The 20,739-nt window shown below is 40.2% G+C and carries 16 protein-coding genes; 10 read left to right on the forward strand and 6 right to left on the reverse strand.

What is annotated here, in order from left to right:
* The first annotated feature begins 139 nt into the window (after positions 1 to 139).
* The 6 genes from AACU32_RS17160 (at position 140) to AACU32_RS17185 (ending at position 9,057) form a co-directional block, all read left to right on the forward strand.
* Positions 140 to 574 (forward strand): SufE family protein, encoded by a 435-nt coding sequence (locus AACU32_RS17160; protein WP_096601488.1) that lies wholly within the window; start codon positions 140 to 142, stop codon positions 572 to 574.
* 24 nt (positions 575 to 598) lie between these two features.
* Entirely contained in the window at positions 599 to 1,516 is a 918-nt protein-coding gene (locus AACU32_RS17165) for an alpha/beta fold hydrolase (RefSeq protein ID WP_096601491.1), read from the forward strand.
* 1,094 nt (positions 1,517 to 2,610) lie between these two features.
* Positions 2,611 to 3,189, forward strand: coding sequence for a helix-turn-helix domain-containing protein (locus tag AACU32_RS17170; RefSeq protein WP_096608050.1), 579 nt, complete (start codon positions 2,611 to 2,613; stop codon positions 3,187 to 3,189).
* A gap of 21 nt (positions 3,190 to 3,210) precedes the next feature.
* Entirely contained in the window at positions 3,211 to 6,225 is a 3,015-nt protein-coding gene (locus AACU32_RS17175) for a peptidase domain-containing ABC transporter (protein ID WP_096601494.1), read from the forward strand.
* Between the two features lie 337 nt (positions 6,226 to 6,562).
* Positions 6,563 to 8,080 carry an HlyD family efflux transporter periplasmic adaptor subunit gene (locus AACU32_RS17180; protein WP_096601497.1) on the forward strand — a complete coding sequence of 506 codons (1,518 nt, stop codon included), beginning with the start codon at positions 6,563 to 6,565 and terminating at the stop codon, positions 8,078 to 8,080.
* 191 nt (positions 8,081 to 8,271) lie between these two features.
* Positions 8,272 to 9,057 (forward strand): peptidylprolyl isomerase, encoded by a 786-nt coding sequence (locus AACU32_RS17185; RefSeq protein WP_096601500.1) that lies wholly within the window; start codon positions 8,272 to 8,274, stop codon positions 9,055 to 9,057.
* Positions 9,058 to 9,351: 294 nt separating this feature from the next.
* Here AACU32_RS17185 and AACU32_RS17190 read toward each other — a convergent pair whose 3' ends face one another.
* Together AACU32_RS17190 and AACU32_RS17195 are read right to left on the reverse strand one after the other, a co-directional pair.
* The gene (locus AACU32_RS17190) at positions 9,352 to 9,564 is read right to left on the reverse strand and encodes a hypothetical protein (RefSeq protein ID WP_096601503.1); all 213 of its coding nucleotides are present in this window, start codon (positions 9,562 to 9,564) and stop codon (positions 9,352 to 9,354) included.
* A gap of 326 nt (positions 9,565 to 9,890) precedes the next feature.
* Positions 9,891 to 10,457, reverse strand: a complete 567-nt coding sequence (locus AACU32_RS17195; RefSeq protein WP_339377999.1) for a hypothetical protein — start codon at positions 10,455 to 10,457, stop codon at positions 9,891 to 9,893.
* 131 nt (positions 10,458 to 10,588) lie between these two features.
* Here AACU32_RS17195 and AACU32_RS17200 point away from each other — a divergent pair, with 131 nt between their 5' ends.
* Entirely contained in the window at positions 10,589 to 11,560 is a 972-nt protein-coding gene (locus AACU32_RS17200; protein ID WP_096601506.1) for a CobW family GTP-binding protein, read from the forward strand.
* 94 nt (positions 11,561 to 11,654) lie between these two features.
* Positions 11,655 to 12,698 (forward strand): WD40 repeat domain-containing protein, encoded by a 1,044-nt coding sequence (locus tag AACU32_RS17205; protein WP_096601509.1) that lies wholly within the window; start codon positions 11,655 to 11,657, stop codon positions 12,696 to 12,698.
* 573 nt (positions 12,699 to 13,271) lie between these two features.
* Here the strand turns inward: AACU32_RS17205 and AACU32_RS17210 are convergent.
* Positions 13,272 to 13,580: a HigA family addiction module antitoxin gene (locus tag AACU32_RS17210; protein WP_096601513.1), complete on the reverse strand. Its 309-nt coding sequence runs from the start codon at positions 13,578 to 13,580 to the stop codon at positions 13,272 to 13,274.
* 113 nt (positions 13,581 to 13,693) lie between these two features.
* Between AACU32_RS17210 and AACU32_RS17215 the strand changes: the two genes are divergently transcribed.
* The gene (locus AACU32_RS17215; RefSeq protein WP_096601516.1) at positions 13,694 to 13,957 is read left to right on the forward strand and encodes a hypothetical protein; all 264 of its coding nucleotides are present in this window, start codon (positions 13,694 to 13,696) and stop codon (positions 13,955 to 13,957) included.
* A gap of 241 nt (positions 13,958 to 14,198) precedes the next feature.
* Here AACU32_RS17215 and AACU32_RS17220 read toward each other — a convergent pair whose 3' ends face one another.
* The gene (locus AACU32_RS17220) at positions 14,199 to 16,370 is read right to left on the reverse strand and encodes a DEAD/DEAH box helicase (protein WP_096601520.1); all 2,172 of its coding nucleotides are present in this window, start codon (positions 16,368 to 16,370) and stop codon (positions 14,199 to 14,201) included.
* A gap of 413 nt (positions 16,371 to 16,783) precedes the next feature.
* Between AACU32_RS17220 and AACU32_RS40750 the strand changes: the two genes are divergently transcribed.
* Entirely contained in the window at positions 16,784 to 18,484 is a 1,701-nt protein-coding gene (locus AACU32_RS40750) for a caspase, EACC1-associated type (RefSeq protein WP_445223182.1), read from the forward strand.
* 761 nt (positions 18,485 to 19,245) lie between these two features.
* On the opposite strand, the gene AACU32_RS17235 is transcribed toward AACU32_RS40750, so the two are convergent.
* The gene (locus AACU32_RS17235) at positions 19,246 to 20,277 is read right to left on the reverse strand and encodes a dihydroorotate dehydrogenase-like protein (RefSeq protein WP_096601523.1); all 1,032 of its coding nucleotides are present in this window, start codon (positions 20,275 to 20,277) and stop codon (positions 19,246 to 19,248) included.
* Between the two features lie 60 nt (positions 20,278 to 20,337).
* Positions 20,338 to 20,547 carry a hypothetical protein gene (locus AACU32_RS17240; RefSeq protein ID WP_096601526.1) on the reverse strand — a complete coding sequence of 70 codons (210 nt, stop codon included), beginning with the start codon at positions 20,545 to 20,547 and terminating at the stop codon, positions 20,338 to 20,340.
* Between the last annotated feature and the right edge of the window lie 192 nt (positions 20,548 to 20,739).

The raw sequence follows: 20,739 nt of genomic DNA on the forward strand, positions 1-20,739 counted from the left end.
AGACTGGAAAAGAGAAAATTCTCAATACCCATTCATCTATGAGTGGGTACGCAAGTCTTGGGAAATGCTCATCATAAACGCGATCGCACTCTAGATAATTTACACTCAAGGGAAGACAGATTTATTTGCAGCTGCTGTTATGTCCTCTTCTACAGACTCTTTACCACCTGCTCTGGCGAAAATTGTCCAGCGCTTTCAACGCGCTTCTGACCAGAAGCGGCGCTACGAACAACTGATCTGGTATGCGCAAAAGCTCCCAGCATTGCCAGAAGCTGACAAGATACCAGAAAATAAAGTCCCTGGTTGCGTTTCTCAGGTTTATGTCACCGCCACCTTGGAGGATGGGAAGGTTAAATATCAAGGAGATTCTGATTCCCAGTTAACTAAGGGCTTAGTCGGGCTGTTGATTGAAGGTTTAAATGGTTTATCGCCTACAGAAATTGTCCAACTAGCACCAGATTTTATCCAAGAAACTGGTTTAAACGTCAGCCTGACACCTTCCCGCGCTAACGGTTTTTATAACATTTTTAAAACCATGCAAAAAAAGGCGTTGGAATGTAAGTTAGATCCATAAGTACTGAGTGCCGAGTAAAAACTCATGTCTACCAATTTATTATCAATTGATAACGCTGTTGGCTTTGGTGGAGTAGTGCAAGAATTTCTCTGGAATTGGGAAAATCAATCATTAAGGGTAGTGTATGAAACTCTTGGTCATGGTTCACCCCTATTGCTCCTCCCTGCCTTCAGCAGCGTTTCCAGCCGTCAAGAAATGGGTGAAATAGCTAGGTTACTAGCTCCTCATTTTCAAGTTGTAGCTGTAGATTGGCCTGGTTTTGGTGAATCTTCTCGACCGAGTTTGGATTACCGTCCAGAGTTATATGAACAATTTTTAACAGATTTTGTCAATTCTGTTTTGAACACAGCAATTAATGTCTTAGCAGCTGGTCATGCTGCTAGTTATGTATTGAAATTAGCTGTAAAACAGCCTACGAGTTTCAGCAAAATTGTTTTAGTGGCTCCCACTTGGCGTGGCCCTTTACCGACAATGGGCGCAAATCCCCAGATAGCAGGTATGGTGAGAGGATTAGTGCGATCGCCTATTGTTGGTCAATTTCTCTACAAACTCAATACCCAGCCATCTTTTTTAAATTGGATGTACCGTCGCCATGTCTTTGTCGATGCGGCGAGGCTAACACCCAGTTTCATGGAAAAGAAATGGCAAACTACCCAACAACCAGGAGCGCGATTTGCTTCTGCTGCCTTTGTTACTGGTAATATTGATGCGGTACACGCGCAATCTGATTTTCTGGGATTAGTAAAATCGCTATCTGCACCACTCATGATTGTAATTGCAGAATCTAGCCCACCTAAATCAAAAGCCGAAATGGAAGCAATCTCCACGTTACCAGCAGTCAGCAGCGTTGTGCTTCCTGGTTCCTTGGGACTACATGAAGAATACCCAGCAGAGGTTCTCGAAGCTGTACTGCCTTTTTTACTTAATAAAGAAAATTTTTGATGCGCGCCCTCACCCTACTTGGGTGGGGCTAAACAAATAAAGCCTGTGGAAGCAGGCTAATAATATGCATTTTCATCTAGAAATGGTATTATAATTAACAAGATTTTTTCAGCAATATCTCAGACAATTTTAATAATTCTCCGAACAAAAATTAAGTCAAAATTAATACAATACGTTATTTTATTTTTAATTTCTACCTTAAGATAGATGCGTTAATGAAAATTAGTTTTTCTGAAGATTTAATTTTCAAGCATCGGTCAATTAGCAGATTTTATAGTTAAAAATTGGCTTTTTTAGACAATGACTCTTGACATCATCTAGGATGAGAGACTACAACAATACAGTGCGTTAAAACACAGTTTGATGTTTTGCTGCTTCTATGATGAAGTTGCTTTTCAGAATAATTCTGATTAGTCAAAATCTGCGGAGCAAAAAATAGTTATGGGTAATGCATCTGCAACTAGCAAGTATGACAGTTCATGTTAACTGTCGCTGTTGCTATTTTTACAACCTTGACTTCTGATACCAATTCTCTAAAATTCGGCAACAGATTCAAACCCTAAAACCTAGATGATGTCAGAATTTCCTAATTACGAATCGGTATTATTTGTCGGCGATATACTGAATCACTACAATTTCTGGAGGATAAGCTATTCAGTGATTGAGTATGATTTAGGGAAATTATCAAACTCACTACAGAGAAAAAATCTGATTTTTCCTAGATTATTCGTCATTAAGTTAAGGGTAATAAACAGTATAAAATAATTCCATTTATGCCACAGATTTCTCAACATTCTGGGCCAATTTTGAATTACAGCGTATTTCAGGTAAATGAGGTACGCCGGTAGGGGCACGGCAGTGCCTTACAATTATCTGTACCTCACTTGCAATCTGCTGTAAATCATCCCCATCGCCATTGACTATGTATTTGAATGCATAGGTAATTTAAATTTTCTCATGCATCACTTGGGATGATGATCTCAAATACACCTAACCGTGCTAATTCTGTGATTATTCCTAAATGGTTTGTGAAATCTTCATTGCAAACAATTGAGGATGTATTTGGAAAAAATTTGGATTTAGCGATAAATTTTATGTCACAAAATCCCTTTCACCATAATGAAAATAAGTTTTTAACGCCCGATCAATACAAGGATTTATTGAAGAATTTACCAGCTAATTTGCCACCAGAATATCGGCGGCGACTAGAAATTATGTTGCTGGCAGATATGGGCAAATCACAAACGGAAATTTGCCAAATTTTAGGTTGTTCTCAGGAGATGGCACGTTATTGGATAACTATTGCTAAAGCAGGTTTAGTTGAAGAATGGCAGCAACGCCGAATAGGTAGACCTAAAACTGTGAATCAACAATATCTCGCTAGATTAAAAGAATTGCTCAGTCATAGCCCCCGGAAGTATGGCTATGCATTTAGTAATTGGACATCTCAATGGTTAAGCAAACATTTGGCGAGTGAATTTGGCATTGAAATCAGTAATCGCCACATTAATAGATTACTTAAAGAGATGGGTTTAGCTACACAAAAAAGACGCTCATCTAAAAAAGCAACTATTGACGATAACAAGGCAAATGGGGTGAGAATTTGTGACTTAGAATCTGCCAGTGATTCTCATTTCTATCAATCATTTAATTTAATTCAAATTAATCACTAAACTTGGGATATAGGAGAGGTAATGCTATCAAAGTTTTCCCAAGAACAACTAGGTCAATTGTTGACTGGTATCTTGAATGAAAAGCTTGACAATCGGGAATTACAGAATTGCTGGACAAATGTGGAAATTGTTGAACCAGCAGTAGCAAAACTATTTTGGCAATCAACAGAGGCGCAGGCGGGAATTTATCTAGTTATTACCGGTAAAGTTAGATTATTAGATATATCTGGTAACTTAATTTCTACCCTAACAACAGGGTCATCATTTGGGGAAATGACCTTGTTTCCAGAAGCAGAATTTAGCTGTTATGCGGCGAGGGCTTCAACTAATTTAAAACTCTGTTACCTCAACAAAGATGTATTGCAGACTTTGATGGCTAAATACCCCAAAATCTGCGATCGCCTGTTGCTGCGTGCAGAACGTTGGGATTTGCTGATGCTGTATCGTCAGCAACAACCACAGGCGACTGTGGAAGGGATTTTTCAAGGCTTATCGTTGTTTGAAAGAATTGCTGTAAAAGAGTTTGACCAAGTATCTCTAGTTTCAGACACTAAGTTAGTTTTGCTACATCAAGGAAAATTGCGACATGGTGACGGTAGTTGTTTAATACCGGGTAAAATCTATGCTGAGCCAAAACAGGGTAATTGGCAAGCGATTCAACCGACAATTATCTATCGTCTGCGGACTGCGGATTGGCAAACAGCACAGCAATCTTGGCCGCAATTAACAGAATTTACCAACTCTGTGCAAGATAAAGACGATCGCCAATCGCCAATTCCGAATGTAATTCCCTTTCCGGCGATCGCTACCCCAAAAAAGCAGGAAAGACGCGCTTATTTTCCCTCACCGCAAGTCAAAGCCAAACATCTATGGTTACAGCTAACTAAACGCTATCCCTTTTTTGAACAACAAAGCGCCACTGATTGCGGTGTAGCTTGTTTAGTAATGATCGGTCGTTATTGGGGTAAACAGTTCAGCATCAACAGATTGCGGGATTTAGCCAACGTCAATCGCATCGGCGTTTCCTTGCGCGGTTTAGCCACCGCCAGTGAAAGTATAGGTTTTGCTAGCCGTCCAGTCAAAGCCAGCTTGGATAAATTAGCCCAACAACCCCTACCTGCGATCGCCCATTGGGAAGGTAATCATTATATCGTCGTCTATGAAGTTACCAAAAAACAGGTGATTGTCGGCGATCCGGCGATCGGACAACGTACCCTCACCCATCATCAATTCCAAGCTGGGTGGACAGGTTACGCTTTAATCTTGCAACCTACCGCCCTCCTCAAAGAAAGCGAAGAAGCGAATACACCATTTTGGCAATTATTCGAGTTAATTAAACCACATTGGCAAGTACTGTTAGAAGTCTTCATTGCTTCCTTATTTATCCAATTGTTTGGATTAATTACACCTCTATTCACACAGTTACTTTTAGACAGAGTAATTGTTCAAGGTAGTACCCTCACCTTAACCGCCGTCGGCTGTGGTTTGTTGATTTTTGGTTTATTTCGCGTCGCCCTCAACACACTGCGACAATACCTATTAGACCACACAGCCAACCGCATCGGCGTAGCACTGATGGTAGGTTTTATTAAACATACCTTCCGCCTTCCCCTAGCTTTTTTTGAATCGCGTTACGTCGGTGATATTGTTTCCCGCGTCCAAGAAAATCAAAAAATTCAGCGCTTTCTTACTGGCGAAGCACTGTCAATTATTCTCGATTTATTGACAGTATTTATTTATGTCGGATTGATGTTTTGGTATAGCTGGCAAATGACACTGCTAGCACTCGCAATTGTGCCCCCATTTTTAATTTTGGCAATAGTTGCCACACCATTCTTTCGCCGCATTAACCGGGAAGTTTTTAATGCTTTAGCTAAGGAGAATAGTTATTTAATTCAATCACTGACAGGTATTCGTTCCATTCGCTCAATGGCAATTGAACAAAGCGTGCGCTGGCGTTGGGAAGAACTGCTCAATAACTTAACTAAAAAATTATTCCGGGGACAGGTAATTGGTAACCAAATGGAATTTTTTAGTTCTACAATTGAATCTGTAGCAACTACAGGATTACTGTGGTTTGGAGCTTGGTTAGTAATTCAAAATCAACTAACAATTGGGCAATTAGTTGCTTTCAATATGTTGTTGGGTAATATAATTAGTCCCTTTCAACGCCTCACCGTACTCTGGAATCAATTACAAGAGGTAATTATTTCCACAGAACGGATTAATGATGTCCTGTCAGCCGAACCCGAAGAAGACTTACAAAATCAACCCCGACAATATTTAGCCACCATTCGCGGTAACATTCGCTTTGAAAATGTCACCTTCCGCTATCATCCAGATAGTGATATTAACGTCCTAGAAAACCTCAGCTTGGAAATTTTACCAGAACAAACAGTAGCCCTAGTTGGACGTAGCGGTTCCGGAAAAACCACCCTAGCAAAATTAATTTTGGGTTTATATACACCCACAGACGGTAAAATTTTAATTGATGGTCATGATGTCACCAGTTTAGCCTTGCGATCGCTGCGTTCTCAAATCGGTGTTGTCGATCAAGATACCTTCTTATTTGGTGGGACGATTCGCGAAAATATTAGTATCGCCTTCCCCGAATCTTCCTTAGCAGAAATTAGCGAAGCAGCGCGTTTAGCCGGTGCAGATGAATTTATTAAACAATTACCAATGGGTTACGAAACCCAAATTGGTGAAGGCGGTGGGATGCTATCTGGTGGACAACGTCAACGTCTAGCAATTGCGCGGGCTTTACTAGGTAATCCTCCCTTATTGATTTTCGACGAAGCCACCAGCCACCTAGATGCAGAATCAGAACGCATCATTCAGAACAATTTAAACACAATCCTCCAAGGACGTACCAGCTTAATTATTGCCCATCGACTCTCCACAATCCGCAAAGCCGACTTAATTTTAGTATTAGATCGCGGCTTATTAATAGAAAGCGGTACTCATGAAGAATTAATCGCCAAAAAAGGTCATTACTACTACCTAAATCAACAACAACTGGCCCAAGCAGTCTGATTTACAACTTAGAAATTATTCACTTCTATAACGTGAATTATCAAGACCTTACCCACCCAGCCTCTCTCTCCTACTAGGAGAGGGAGAGGTAAGAAAAAATAGGCGTTTCACTCTTCCTTTCCTTCTACGATAGACACCGAGACAAAACTAATACAAAACTCATCTAACTCAGGTTTCGATAGCACTCCTCAACTCTTATCTCTCTGTGTTCTCTGCGCCTGGTGCGGTTCAATTCAAAAATTACTTTTCACGAAACAAATTTAGAGAATCACTTATTATTTGAAAATATCCACTTCTCCTTGTCAGTCTTAAAAATAAATCTTCAACTAAACTCAATATGCCTAATCCCGCTAATAATTCATCATCAGTCTTAACTGAACAACCAACTAATACCAGCGAAGAAAATCAGCCTGTAGCAGCTAAGTCTCAAGATTGGTATTACGGTACAGAAGAACTACTAGATGCCTTACCAAAACGTTGGACAAGGTCACTACTATATTTACTAGTAATTTTTAGTGCCATCGTATTACCTTGGGCGATGCTATCACAAATTGACGAAACCGGAAGCGCTAGAGGTCGGATTGAACCATTAGGTGAAACTCAAAGATTAGACACTCAAGCTAGCGGTAATATTATTGCTGTCAAAGTCAAAGAAGGTGAACCCGTCAAAGCCGGACAGTTATTAGTAGAACTAGAATCTAATGTACTACGAACCGACTTACAACAGGGAAAAGCAAAACTAGACGGGCTAATCAATCGCCTCGCACAACTAGAACTATTTAAAAACCAATTACAACTAGCAATTGGTGTGCAAGAACAACAAAACAAATCCCAAGAATTAGAAAAACTTTCTCAAGTTCATCAAGCACAGCAAAATTTAGATGCTAAACAGAGTACTTATAACCTACAAAAATTAGAGAAACTCGCATTAGTCAATCAGGCAGAACAAAACCAGGTTTCTACTCAGACATCCTATAACTTAGCTATAAATCGTTGGCGGACAGATTTAGTAGAAATCCAACGTTATCGCCCGCTAGGCGAACAGGGTGCTGTGCCGCAAATTAAAGTAGTAGAACTAGAAAAAATTGCTGATGAAAGCGAAAGAATATATGAGCAAAATGAATCTGATGTCAAACAAGCAAAGTTACGCTTACAAGAAGAACAAAACCGTTATCAGGGAATAATGCGCCAAGCCCAAGCAGATATTGTACAAGCAAAGTTGAGGTTAGAAGAACAACAAAATAGTTATCAAAGTTTAGTTCAGGCTGGTAAATTGTCTTTGTTAAAAAATCAGGAACAACTGAAAGATATGCAAACCCAAATTACCAGCCTGAAATCAGAAATAGCTCAAACCAGAAGCCAGATTACTTCTATCAAACTACAGTTAGCACAACGTTTAATCAAATCACCAATTGATGGTGTAATTTTTAATTTACCCATCAAAAAACCTGGTGTAGTTGTCCAAACTGGTCAAACAATCGCCCAAATTGCGCCTAAAGAGATTCCCTTTATTCTCAAAGCCAATATGCCTAGTCAACAAAGTGGTTTCTTAAAAGTAGGAATGGCAGTTAAAATCAAATTTGATGCCTATCCATTCCAAGATTATGGAGTAGTAGCCGGCAAAGTCATGCGGATATCGCCAGATTCCAAAGTTATGGAAACTCCTCAAGGCAAAATAGAAGTTTTTGAAATGGATATAGCCCTAAATCAAACTGAGATTAAATCTGGTAATAAACGTATTCCCTTAACCCCTGGACAAACAGCAACAGCAGAGGTAATTGTGCGTCAGCGCCGCCTGATGGATTTCATTTTAGATCCGTTTAAAAAGCTCCAAAAAGGTGGTTTAGACCTTTAAGTTATACCAATTTTTTATGAAGCTGCATAGAATTCGATCCCCCCTAGCCCCCCTTAATAAGGGGGGAACCGGAAAAACATCTATTAAAGTCCCCCTTTTTAAGGGGGATTTAGGGGGATCTAGATATGTGCAACTTCACATTAAATTGGTATTACATAAAAATATCTTGAAATTATCCAAGGAATCCAAAAATGTTCAAAACTATGAATGTATCTCAAAAAGAAATAATTGAACAACTGAAAATTTCTTGTCAAGTGCCCAGTTTATTAGAAGCGATCGCCAGCCGGAAAATTATCTTTAATACAGCTAAAGAAGCAGGTATTACAGTAGAAAATGAAGAACTCCAAGAAGCGGCTGATGCTTTAAGGGCAGCCAACAGACTCGTCAAAGCTGAAGATACTTGGAAATGGCTACAAAAACATTATCTTAGTTTAGAAGATTTTGAACAAATCGCCGAAATTAATTTGCTGTCTCTCAAATTAGCGGCTCATTTATTTGCGGACAAAGTTGAAGCATATTTTTATGAAAATCAACTGAATTATCTTGCAGCAGTTACCTATGAAGTTGTCTTAGAAGATGAAGATTTAGCTTGGGAATTATTTTATGCAGTAACTGAAGGTGAAATTACTTTCCAAGATGTAACTCGTCAACATATCCAAAATCCAGAACTCCGTCGCGCTGGTGGCTATCGTGGAGTTAAAAATCGTCAAGAATTTAAACCGGATATTGCAGCTGCTGTCTTTGTGGCTAATCCTCCTGAGTTACTCAAACCGATTATCATTGCCCAAAAAGTGCATCTAATTTGGGTTGAGGAAATCATCCAGCCAAAATTAGAACAGCAGTTATGCTTAAAGATTATGGGTGAGTTATTCGCAGATTGGTTAAAGCAACAAATAGCCCAAGTAGAAATTATTCCCCATTTTGAATCAGATTCCTATTCTCAACCAGTGCAGGAATTGCTGAGGATCGCTTCATAAACTTTTGATTATATATATAGCTTAGATCCCCGACTTATTTAAGAAGTCGGGGATCTGGGCATAACAAGGCAGATTGCAAAAGAGTACAGATAATTGTAAGGGTACAACAATTTTGTGCCCCTATCTCTGTACTTCATTGATAAAAAATAATTTCTCTAAACACAAAATGCAGTTTGCGTTTAGAGAAATTGTTTGTAAATATTTTAAAGAATTACCCAGTTTATTGTCTAATTACTTGAGATGTTATCTCGTTATAAATTAAATAATAATTGGTAATTCAATCAACAGTAATTATTAGTTTGCATCCAATAGGAGTTTCAGGGCTGTCAGATATGTTTTGGCCAACACTTTAACAATTTTTTCTATCAACTTACCATAGCCTTTAATAAAAGCACCTACTATGAGTGGATTATAACCACCGTTAATAAATGCGGCTTCAGTTTCAGCTACTTCATTGATGAAGGAATTGGAGTCAATAGCCAAGTCGGAAATTGTGATTCTAGACATGATTGTTTTACCTGGTATAAGTAATTTGTTTGGTAATTAAGCTTGTGTTTGCTTAACTCTTGAATCTATCTTCGGCGATATCAAAAGTGAAATCAATAGCTTTAAAAAGGAGATAAGACATAATTAAAGGAGTTTTGTCTTTTGATTAAAAAGATAAAAATACTCAGCAATCAAAGGTCTATCTTGATTTTAATTCATACATTATTTGGCAAGATAAATGTTTTTAAGACATAATTAAAGGAGTTTTGTCCAGAAAGAATAAATATTTGATTTTCAGATCCTCGACTGCTTCAAGGATGCTGCTGGGGAATGGTGGGTTTGACTCCTCAATGTTGATACAAATAATTCTTTCGCTTACCCGATATAACGCCCGCAGGAACCGATAGCCCGGAGGTGACGGCGGGATTGCAGGATAGGCAAGGGGTGTTAACCTGATTCGCATTTGCTATATCGGGGAACCCAATTACTATTTCGGCAAACCCAATTACTATATCGGGGAACCTAAAAGCTATTTCGGCAAACCCAAAAGCTATTTCGGCGATCGCAAAAGCTATATCGGAGAACCCAAAAGCTATTTCGGAGAACCCAAAAGCTATTTCGGGGAACCCAAAAGCTATTTCGGCGATCGCAAAAGCTATTTCGGAGAACCCAAAAGCTATTTCGGAGAACCCAAAAGCTATTTCGGGGAACCCAAAAGCTATTTCGGAGAACCCAAAAGCTATTTCGGAGAACCCAAAAGCTATTTCGGCGATCGCAAAAGCTATTTCGGCGATCGCAATTACTATTTCGGCAAACCCAAAAGCTATTTCGGCGATCGCAAAAGCTATTTCGGCGATCGCAAAAGCTATTTCGGCGATCGCAACACTGGCGGTAGTGTAGGTAAACTCAGTCAATCAGAATTGCCCCCAACTATACTACAAAACGTAAATAAACTTGAAACCCGTACCATTGACCATTGACGATTGACTTTTGACAAGCGCTATCATAGGCGGATAATGATTATCACTACAGATGCTTTGAGATTATGATCTCTGCCGAAACATCCAATTCAGTCCCTGTAACAGTTCTCACCGGCTATCTTGGTGCAGGTAAAACAACCTTACTCAATCACATCCTGACTTACGAACACGGTAAGAAAGTAGCCGTCATCGTTAATGAGTTTGGGGAAGTAGGTATAGACAATCAATTGGTTATCGATGCGGATGAAGAAATTTTTGAAATGAATAATGGCTGTATCTGTTGTACAGTCAGAGGCGACTTGATTCGCATCATTGGTAATTTGATGAAGCGGCGTGATAAATTTGACCATTTAGTCATTGAAACTACTGGTCTAGCTGACCCCGCGCCGGTGATTCAGACATTCTTTGTGGATGAAGATATGCAAAGCCAGCTATCTTTAGATGCAGTGGTAACCGTTGTTGATGCCAAGCATATCTGGCAGCATTGGGAAGCCGATGAAGCCCAAGAACAGATTGCTTTTGCTGATGTAATTTTACTGAATAAAACTGATTTAGTAACACCGGATGTCCTAGAAGAACTAGAAAAGCGGATTCGGGGAATGAATGCTTTAGCGAAAATTTACCGTACCCGCAATTCTGAGTTAGACATGGATGCTTTATTGGGAGTACAAGCCTTTGATTTAGATCGTGCCTTAGAAATTGACCCAAATTTCTTAGGTGAAGATGCCCATGTACATGATGAAACTGTCTATTCTGTCGCTTTAGTAGAAAAGGGTGCAGTTGATGGGCAAAAATTAAATGCTTGGATGACAGAATTACTCCGGACTCAAGGCCCCGATATCTTCCGCATGAAAGGCATTTTAAATCTTGCTGGGGAAGAAAACCGCTTTGTCTTCCAAGGAGTGCATATGATATTTGATGGTAAACCCGATCGCCCCTGGAAACCTACCGAAACTCCAAAAAACGAACTAGTATTCATCGGGCGCAATCTAGATGAAGCCAAACTCAAGCAAGATTTTTTAGCTTGTTTAGTTTGAAAATTGTCATTTGTCATTTGTCATTTGTCATTTCATCCTTCGCCCTTTCCCCTTTCCCCCTTTCCCTGTTTCCCCTTCCCCCTTCCCCTTCCCCATGAACTCCACAACCACTAAATCCCAAGAATTTGCAGAATACTCTTCAGGGTTACTTTCAGATTATGTAACTGCGATCGCTTGGTCAACTGATGGTAATACCCTAGCAGCCACTTCGGCGGCGGGGGAAGTAGTGATGTGGAATCATGATGACTTAGTCACCTTGCAGACTGGGAATGGTAAATCAGTAGATTGCATTGCTTTTTCGCCTGATGGTAAATTTTTAGCTGTTGCGGGACAAGATGGACAGGTAAAAATTTGGCAAGGTGATGAATTAATCGCCACTTTGGACAATGCCCCAGCATGGGTTGATAAGCTAGCTTGGAATCATACTAGTAATCAACTGGCTTTTAGTTTGGGGCGTTATGTCCAAGTTTGGGATGCAGATACTAATGATATTGTTGTCACCTTAAATTTTGATAACTCATCGGTGTTGGGTATTGACTGGCGCAGGGATGGGCAATACTTAGCCATTAGCGGTTATCAGGGGGTGAAGATTTGGCACACCCAAGACTGGGATGAGGAACCATATATATTATCCATGTCTACCGTGAGTGTAGCGATGGCATGGTCTCCCGATGGTAAATTTCTCGGTTCGGGTAACATGGATCGTAGCGTCACCCTTTTGGAATGGGGTAACCCTGACCCTTGGGTGATGCGCGGGTTTCCGGGTAAAATTCGCCAATTAGCATGGTCAGAAGCTACCACATCATTAGGCGCACCGATTTTAGCATCATCCAGCGTTGAAGGTGTTGTAGTTTGGGAAAAACTGGAAGATGATTCCTTAGGATGGGAAGCAAGAGTTTTGACTAATCATGTAGAGGTAATAAATGCGATCGCATTTGCACCCCAAAGCTTCCTACTAGCTTCCGCCGCTGCTGACGGCTGGCTGTGTTTGTGGAATAATGCCCAAGAAGTCAGCCAAATTCTTACAGGTGTATCAGCAGGATTTTCCTGTCTCGCTTGGCATCCTCAAAGTAATTATCTCGCCGCCGGTGGCGAACAAGGAGAATTACTTATTTGGTCAAAAGTATTATCTGATTAACGATTTGGATATAAATCAGAGAATACCAAATATGAATCATGGAAAAAACACATCTGTCGTAAGGGTTTAGCACTGCTCATTGGTGTCAACTTAAGCTCAAACGCTTATTCCACATGCATTTTACCCCACCCCTCAATCCCCTCCCCGTAAACGGGGAGGGGAGGTTTTGCGTCAGCAAAGCCGGGGTGGGGTAACGCGGATCTTGATGGTAGGCGATTTAATTCAAAATTACGTCTTGATCAGGGTTTGGCGTTAAGTTGACACGTATGAGCACTGCTAAACCCTGCATAGCGCGGATTTATGTACCATCAAACTAATGATTGAGCAAAGCCGGAAATTTCCGATTTTGGTCAATTCATAAAATAATTAATTTGTACAGTGAGTAAGACTTCATTTCTACCCCTTTCAAGGTGACTCGTAAAATCCGTTTTTTCTCTGCGCTCTCTGCGGACTCTGCGGTTAAAATAGTAATTTATTTAACCACAGAGACACAGAGGACACAGAGATAAGAGATTAAAAAGAGATTTTTTGAGCAAAATTTTTATCCACCTTGAAAGGGCTAGACTTCATTTCTTAGGCTACATCATGACAGGGAAGTTGAGGAATTTGATTGTAAACTTCTGCATTCTCTGACAAAGCTTGGCGTAAATCATATTGGGTTTGTAAATTCAACCAAAACTGAGCGCTGTTACCAAAATAGCGAGATAGCCGCAAAGCTGTATCTGCTGTAATACTGCGCTTTCCTGATAAAATTTCGCTAATCCGTGTTTGAGCAACACCTATATCTTTGCTCAATCTATAAGCTGTAATATTTAGCGGTTCCAAAAATTCTACTTGCAGAATTTCGCCAGGATAGATATTTGTCAGACGGTTATTCATCATGATTTTTTGGGCACTAATTAAGAAATTTACCAGTCATTAATCTCCGTAGTCTCGGTTGAACGTAGCCAATTTATTGGCTATGCTGTATCACCAGCAGTCTTTATTTCTGAACTATGAATATACTCAAACTGATTTTGCTTGCTTTTCCTGCCTTTGTTGCATCTGTGCTGTTCATCACCAATCCAGCACAGGCAGCCAGTGTAAATTATGCAGATGCCACACAAATCACGATGGTAGTATCTGCACAACCCATGCATGAATTCATCGCCCCAAAATTAACACCTGCATCCAATCCCATCAGCGATCAACTTGGTTGCAGTTGCGCTAGTTGTGTTAAGTCTCAATTTCATTTACTACAAGGCAAGTTACCTATTTAATCGTAGTCCAGAGGTCTTAGGGGCGGGTTAAGCGAGATAGTCGTGAATGATTGGATTATATTTGTGAACCCACCCCTACTGCTTGTGAGAAATGTAGGTAAAATCCTGATACCTTCTCTATAAACTTGCACTAAATGATTAACTCTCTCTTTCTTGGCGTACTTGGCGTACTTGGCGGTTAATTTATAAATATTAAGTGCATCGTCACAGAGAAATGGTATGAATACGGGATTTTTTTAAACTACCATTGCGCCACTTGCTGTTTTAATTCTTCGATATCTAAATAATCACTCACAAAAGCTTTGCGTAATAGCGGGTGAGGAATAAATTCATCATATTTTTGCAGTTCTGGCGCTTCTGATTCACTCACTAAATACTCAGGAATAATTCTTTCTGCCGCCAAAGCTGTAATTTCTTTAGCCAAGTATTGAAACTTATCCTTACCTAACTTGATTGTCAGATAATACGGACTGCTACCACCAATACTTTTAATTTCCAAGGATTCTCGACAACAGGAATTTAGCCATCTTTCCAATGTGCGACAAGCTAAAGTTCCCATCCAAGGAAAAATACAACATTTACCTTTTTCTAAAAGCACTATATTTTGTTTATCTAAACCAGCTTCTCTGGCTAACTGGCGCACTGTTCGTAAACATTGCAAAGCATTGGGCTGTAAATAGCTATATTCTAAATCTTCCCGCAAAATCTGCCGCATTCTTTGCAAAACTTTGGTATGCACTATTCCCCCACCACCACGCCAATAAATACTAGCCTTACCCTCTACTTGTTTAACAGAAATAACCCTTTTCTTGAAATCAATTTCTGTTACTTCCCATGTTCTCCCTGCTAAGGCGAAGTGATTGCCCACAATTGGCGGCTTTAAAATACTCCCAATTGCTGTTGTACCTTGTTTAACTACATATTCTTGGCTATCAGCAAATACAGCATAAAATTGGAACTTTCTAACTATTTTTTCTCCCGTTAGTCCAATAATTAATTTACCCATTTCAGTGTGCTGAATATGGTTAATATCAATTAAATAGCGGAGCAATAGGATATAATCATCTTGAGAAATAGCAGCAAAGGGTGGTAAGCTTAAAACTTGTTTAGCTAAAGCAATAGGTGAAAGTTCTCCCGTGGCAGCTAAAATACTCATTGTTTGCTGATATAGCAAACTAAAAGGATATTTGACAGGCTTAATCGGTTCAATCCATCGCTCTTCTAAATAAAGTTGAATAATGGCAATAGATTGTAATAATTGCCAAGGAATTTGTTCTGGTAAAGGTGCTTCTGGGGAAGGTTGAGTTTCCGCGCACACAAAACGCATATCAGCTGCTTCACCTCTTCTACCTGTACGTCCTAAACGCTGTAAAAAACTGGCTACAGAAAGGGGCGATTCTAACTGAATAACTCTTTCTAAATGACCAATATCTATACCTAATTCTAAAGTGAGAGTAGCAGCTGTCACAGCCGGATTATTGGGTTCGCGCATAGCATTTTCAGCAACTTGTCGCAGGCTAGCAGATATACTGCCATGATGTACATGGTAAATGTCTGGTAGTGATTGTTCTGCGGCAATTCGTCGCAAGGATGCAATTACAGATTCTGTTTGGGTACGGTTATTGCCAAATATCAAACATTTGCGAGATTTACTAAGATTGAATAGATATCTGTCGTAGGGAGTTACTTCGATTTCATCAACTTCATCGTTGAGATAAAAATGTTCTATAGCGAGTTTAATTTGACGTTTTCCTGATTCAATTTTTGGCGTAATCACTGACTTTTCCGTTCCCGAACGTAACCAATCTTCTGCCATTGAGTAATCACCCAGAGTTGCTGATAAACCAATGCGCCGGGGTTGGGTTTGGGTTAAGTTTGCTAACCGCTGCAATTGGCAAATAATTTGACAACCCCGTTCCGAACCCATAAAAGCGTGAATTTCATCAATGACAACGAAGCGTAAATCACCAAATAAGCGGATTAAGTCCTGATGTTTATTTACTAATAAACTTTCTAAAGATTCTGGCGTAATTTGCAGAATACCTTTGGGGTTTTTTAATAGCTTGTTTTTCTGATTTTGAGATACATCACCGTGCCAATGCCATACTGGAATATCTGCTGCTTTCAGTAAGCCGTTGAGGCGCTCAAATTGATCGTTAATTAAAGCTTTGATGGGGCCAATATATAGCGCGCCGATGGTAGCAGAAGGGTTTTCATACAATCGAGTCACCACAGGTAAAAACGCTGCTTCTGTTTTCCCCGCAGCTGTCGCAGCAGCAACTAGCAAGTGAGCATCGGTATCAAAGATAACTTGACAAGCTGCAATTTGGGCTGGGCGTAATTCAGTCCAGTTGTGATGATAGATGTATTCTTGGATAAAGGGGGCAAGGCGATGGAAAATATCATTGGTCATAGATTTTTAGTCCATAGTCCATAGTCCATAGTATTTAACTTTGACTATTAACCATTGACAACCCTAACCTTTATTTTGTATGCCAGTTGTGTCAGTTCTATTAATGCAGGACTTACGCAAAAATTGCCAAAAAGCTTGATTTATCGAACCGCCAAGAACGCCAAGAGCGCCAAGAATTTGTAGAGTTGCGTAAGTCCTATAATGAATCAGCGATCGCTTGTCTTTCCACTTGCTACAATCGTGATTGTGCGGGACGCTGCGCGGTTTTCATGCGCTAAGCGCTGTACAAAGACGCTGTAACGGCAAAATTCCTGGTTGATGCTACATCCCAATTTTACGGAATCTTTCAGATGTATACTGTATAAAATATATTATAGAAAATTCGCGTATTTTAACGGAACTAAGCAAGCAAAATGGCGAAATATGCATTGCTGATTGGAGCTAGTGAGTATGAGTCTCAAAAAATAAATAATTTATCTGGTGTAGTTAAAGATATTGAAGCAATGCAGCGTGTTTTGCAGAATTCAGGGATAGGCGGATTTGATGAGGTCAAATTTTTGTCTAGTCCTGATTCTGATACCATGCGTTCAGAAATTGAGCAGTTGTTTATGGAAAAATGCCAGAAAGATGACGTAGTGCTGCTTTATTTTTCTGGACATGGCTATAGACATGAAGACGGAAATCTATTTTTTATCAGCCGCAACACTCAAGTCAATCCCCAAGGTTTCCCCAGAATTGGTACAGCAGTAGATGCCAAATTTATCCATCAAAATTACATGAGTCGCAGCAAATCTAAGCGACAAGTGTTAATTCTTGACTGCTGCTTTAGTGGTGCTTTTGCAGAGGGGATGAGTGCCAAAGAGATTGCTAATATTAGTATTAAAAATGAAATTGGTGAGCAATTAGGTGGTGAAGGTAGAGCTGTGCTAACTTCATCAACAGCTACACAAAAATCCTTTGAAGATTCAGGCGGTGGAGTTTATACCCGCTATTTGGTTGAGGGGATTGAAAAAGGAGCCGCTGATAGTGACAACGATGGTGTGATTACAGTAGCTGAACTGCATGAATATGCCAAGCGCAAAGTGCAGGAAGCAAAACCAGCGATGAAGCCAGAAATCTTTGCAGTTAAAGAAGGTTATACAATTCGTTTAGCCAAAGCACCAGTAGGCGATCCGCAATTAGAGTATCGCAAAGAAGTTGAGCAATGTGTAAAAGATGGTGGTGTTACAGATAGTGAAATATCGGAACTGGGACGCTTTATTCTGGATCTCAGACAAACGGAACTAGGGTTAACTCCAGAAAAAGCAAAAGAGATAGAAAATGAAGTTCTCAAACCATTCCGCGAGTTTCAGGAAAGCTTACAGAAATATGAAAAAGCACTGACTGGGGTATTACAAAAGCAGCCAAATTTAAGTGATAGTAATCGTAAGTTATTAAAGCGATTACAGCAAATTCTCAAACTTCGAGACGAGGATGTTGCAGCCATACATAATCGCTTAATTCCTCAGCAGCCAATCTCAACAATTGACACCAAAGAACTGACAGCTAAAGAAGACGATGACCTCAGTTCTGAAAAAGGCGTAGACTATACCAAACTGCGCGACTTCCTAGCAGCAGGGAACTGGAAAGATGCTGATATGGAAACATATCGAGTGATGATTCAGGCTAAAGGTAAGAATGAAGGTGATTACTTTAAGTCTGAAGAATTATTAAACTTCCCTTGTACCGACCTCCGCACAATTGACCGCTTATGGGTAAAATATAGCAATGGACGCTTTGGCTTGAGCGTTCAAAAGAAAATTTATTTAAGCGTTGGTGGTGAGCTAGACGGCGAGTATGACGAAGAAGCCTGGGAGAAATTTGGCGATCGCGTAGGATGGAGAGTGAAAAGCAACTGGATAAGTTACACAAAAGTCACTTATGATACCTCTGCCCCATTTGGACACCTCCCTGTTGTGGGTTTAATACATCTGCCCCGTTTGGTCATCTCCAACTGCCCTACTTGTTCTTTTCCGTTGAGTGATCTGCCCCCCGTGTGCCCTATCTGTGGTTGTGTTTTGTTGTTGAGGCGTTGGGGGTTTTTCTTCTCTCGCATCGAGACTTGTAAAGTGTAACACCTAGCGCGATTCGTTGGCTAGAAACCAGTTTCCATAAAGATTTGGAGGATTAGCCACTAGGTAAAAAAAAGAAAGAAAATTTTCGTTACCTGGCAACCCCTTCGGGGAAGTCAAAAGTCAAAAGTCAAAAGTCGCCAAGAAAGTTTAGTCATCAAGGTTACAACATTAAGACTTAAACCTTGACTATTAAGAACAAAACCTTGACCATTAAGAACAAAACCTCGACCATTAAGAACAAAACCTCGACCATTAAGAACAAAACCTTGACCATTAAGAACAAAACCTCGACCATTAAGAACAAAACCTCGACCATTAAGAACAAAACCTTGACCATTAAGAATTAAAATTCAAGCGATCGCTCTTAACTCTACATAAAAATGTGTAGGCGTAGCCCGGTTTAACCATACGTGTCAACTTAAACCACAGATGGCTTATTGCAAGGCTTACTTATCCGCCTTGGAATGAATTCCAAGGCTAATAGGCAAAGTTTACTAAAGTAAACTGAGGATAAGTGATAATTTTTAGTCATCTTGAGATGACTTTTGCTATGAGACTCAGAATTCATTCTGAGGCGGGCTATGAGTTTCGCGTTAAGTTGACACCAATGGGGGTAACCCGCCCCTACAAATTGCCGATTTGGTAAGTTAATGATTGGAATATTTTTTTATTTGGAAGTTCCTTAAAAAAGCGATCGCATTCTTCAGCTAGATAGACAAAGAGCGATCGCCTCACAAAACCTCGTTCCTTTTTTGCACAAATTACCCAAAATAGTATGATGAATCGTGAGCAGCTTTCCATTCTGACTTGTAGGTAGAAAGCGATCGCATATATTGGGCACGTTCAAAAGCACTAGGATCGGGACAATGCTTCTGGCTCATACTTCCCTGCATTTGGGTGACTGATTCGTACTCGTGTTTTTCCATCCAGTGGATTAGTTCTTGCTCGATGACTCGAATCTGGTTGATACCATGTCGTAGCAGTACGCTGGCAAACATGGTAATATTCGCACCAGCCATGAGCATTTTGATCGCATCTTCGCCTTTATGAATGCCACTATTTGCAGCTAATTCGGCATGAATACGACCATAAAGTATTGCAATCCAGCGCAAAGGTAAGCGCATGGATTGCGGTGTGCTTAATAGTACATTTGGTTCAACTTCTAAAAGATTGAGATTAATATCTGGTTGGTAAAAGCGGTTAAATAGTACTAACGCATTCGCCCCAGCATCATCTAAACGTTTTGCCATATTAGCCATGTTAGTAAAGTAGGGACTGAGTTTAACGGCTACGGGAATAGTTACCGCTGCTTTGACTGCAAGTAGAATGTCAATATAAGTCTGTTCAATTTCTTGACTCGTCAGTTCCATGTCAGTAGGAACATAGTAAATATTCAGTTCCAGCGCGTCTGCACCTGCTTGTTGAAGTTGTTGAGCATAGTTTGTCCACCCGCCAACTGATGAGCCGTTGAGGCTAGCAATAATCGGAATATTTACCTTTTGTTTGGCTTTGTGGATATGCTCTAAATAAGTTTCTGGCCCCACTCGAAAGTTAATTGGCTCAGGGAAGTAAGTTATAGCTTCGGGAAAGCTTTCTGTACCGTGGGTGAGGTGATGGTGAAGTTCATAGCGTTCTAAGCGCAATTGTTCTTCAAACAGCGAATGCATTACCACCGCCGCCGCACCTGCATCTTCCATGCGCTGAATGTTGTCAATGTCTTCCGATAGGGGAGATGCGGAGGGAACTAAAGGCGATCGCAATCTCATCCCCAGATAAGATGTAGTGATGTCCATAATGAAAATTTAAATTTTTATTAGCTAAAATCTTTTGAGAAGTGGGTAAATCTGAAAGTTTCAAAGCATTAGCACCATCCAAATTAATGTACCAAGTAACACAAATATCCACATTCCTCCGATTGCACTCTCTGGTTCTGCTTCTTCCAAGCGCGACAAATCTTTAGAAAATCCACAGCTTAAACAAAGCCATTTCTGTTCATTCTGTTCAACAAAATCACGCTTTCCACATTTAGGACAATCGGCTATTTCATGATGAGTTTCTGACATAGTTAACTCTACTAGGGGCTAGGGATTAGGGGCTAGGGGCTAGGGATTAGGGCGTGTTTTCTTGCGTCTTAGATCCCCCCTACCCCCCTTAAAAAGGGGGGCGAAAAGACTTTCAAAGTCCCCCTTGGAAAGGGGGATTTAGGGGGATCGAGAAATTTAGAAGGCTAAACGAGTAGTTTGAAAACACGCCCT

Source organism: Calothrix sp. NIES-2100, assembly GCF_963875285.1.
In the GTDB taxonomy this organism is placed as follows: domain Bacteria; phylum Cyanobacteriota; class Cyanobacteriia; order Cyanobacteriales; family Nostocaceae; genus Aulosira.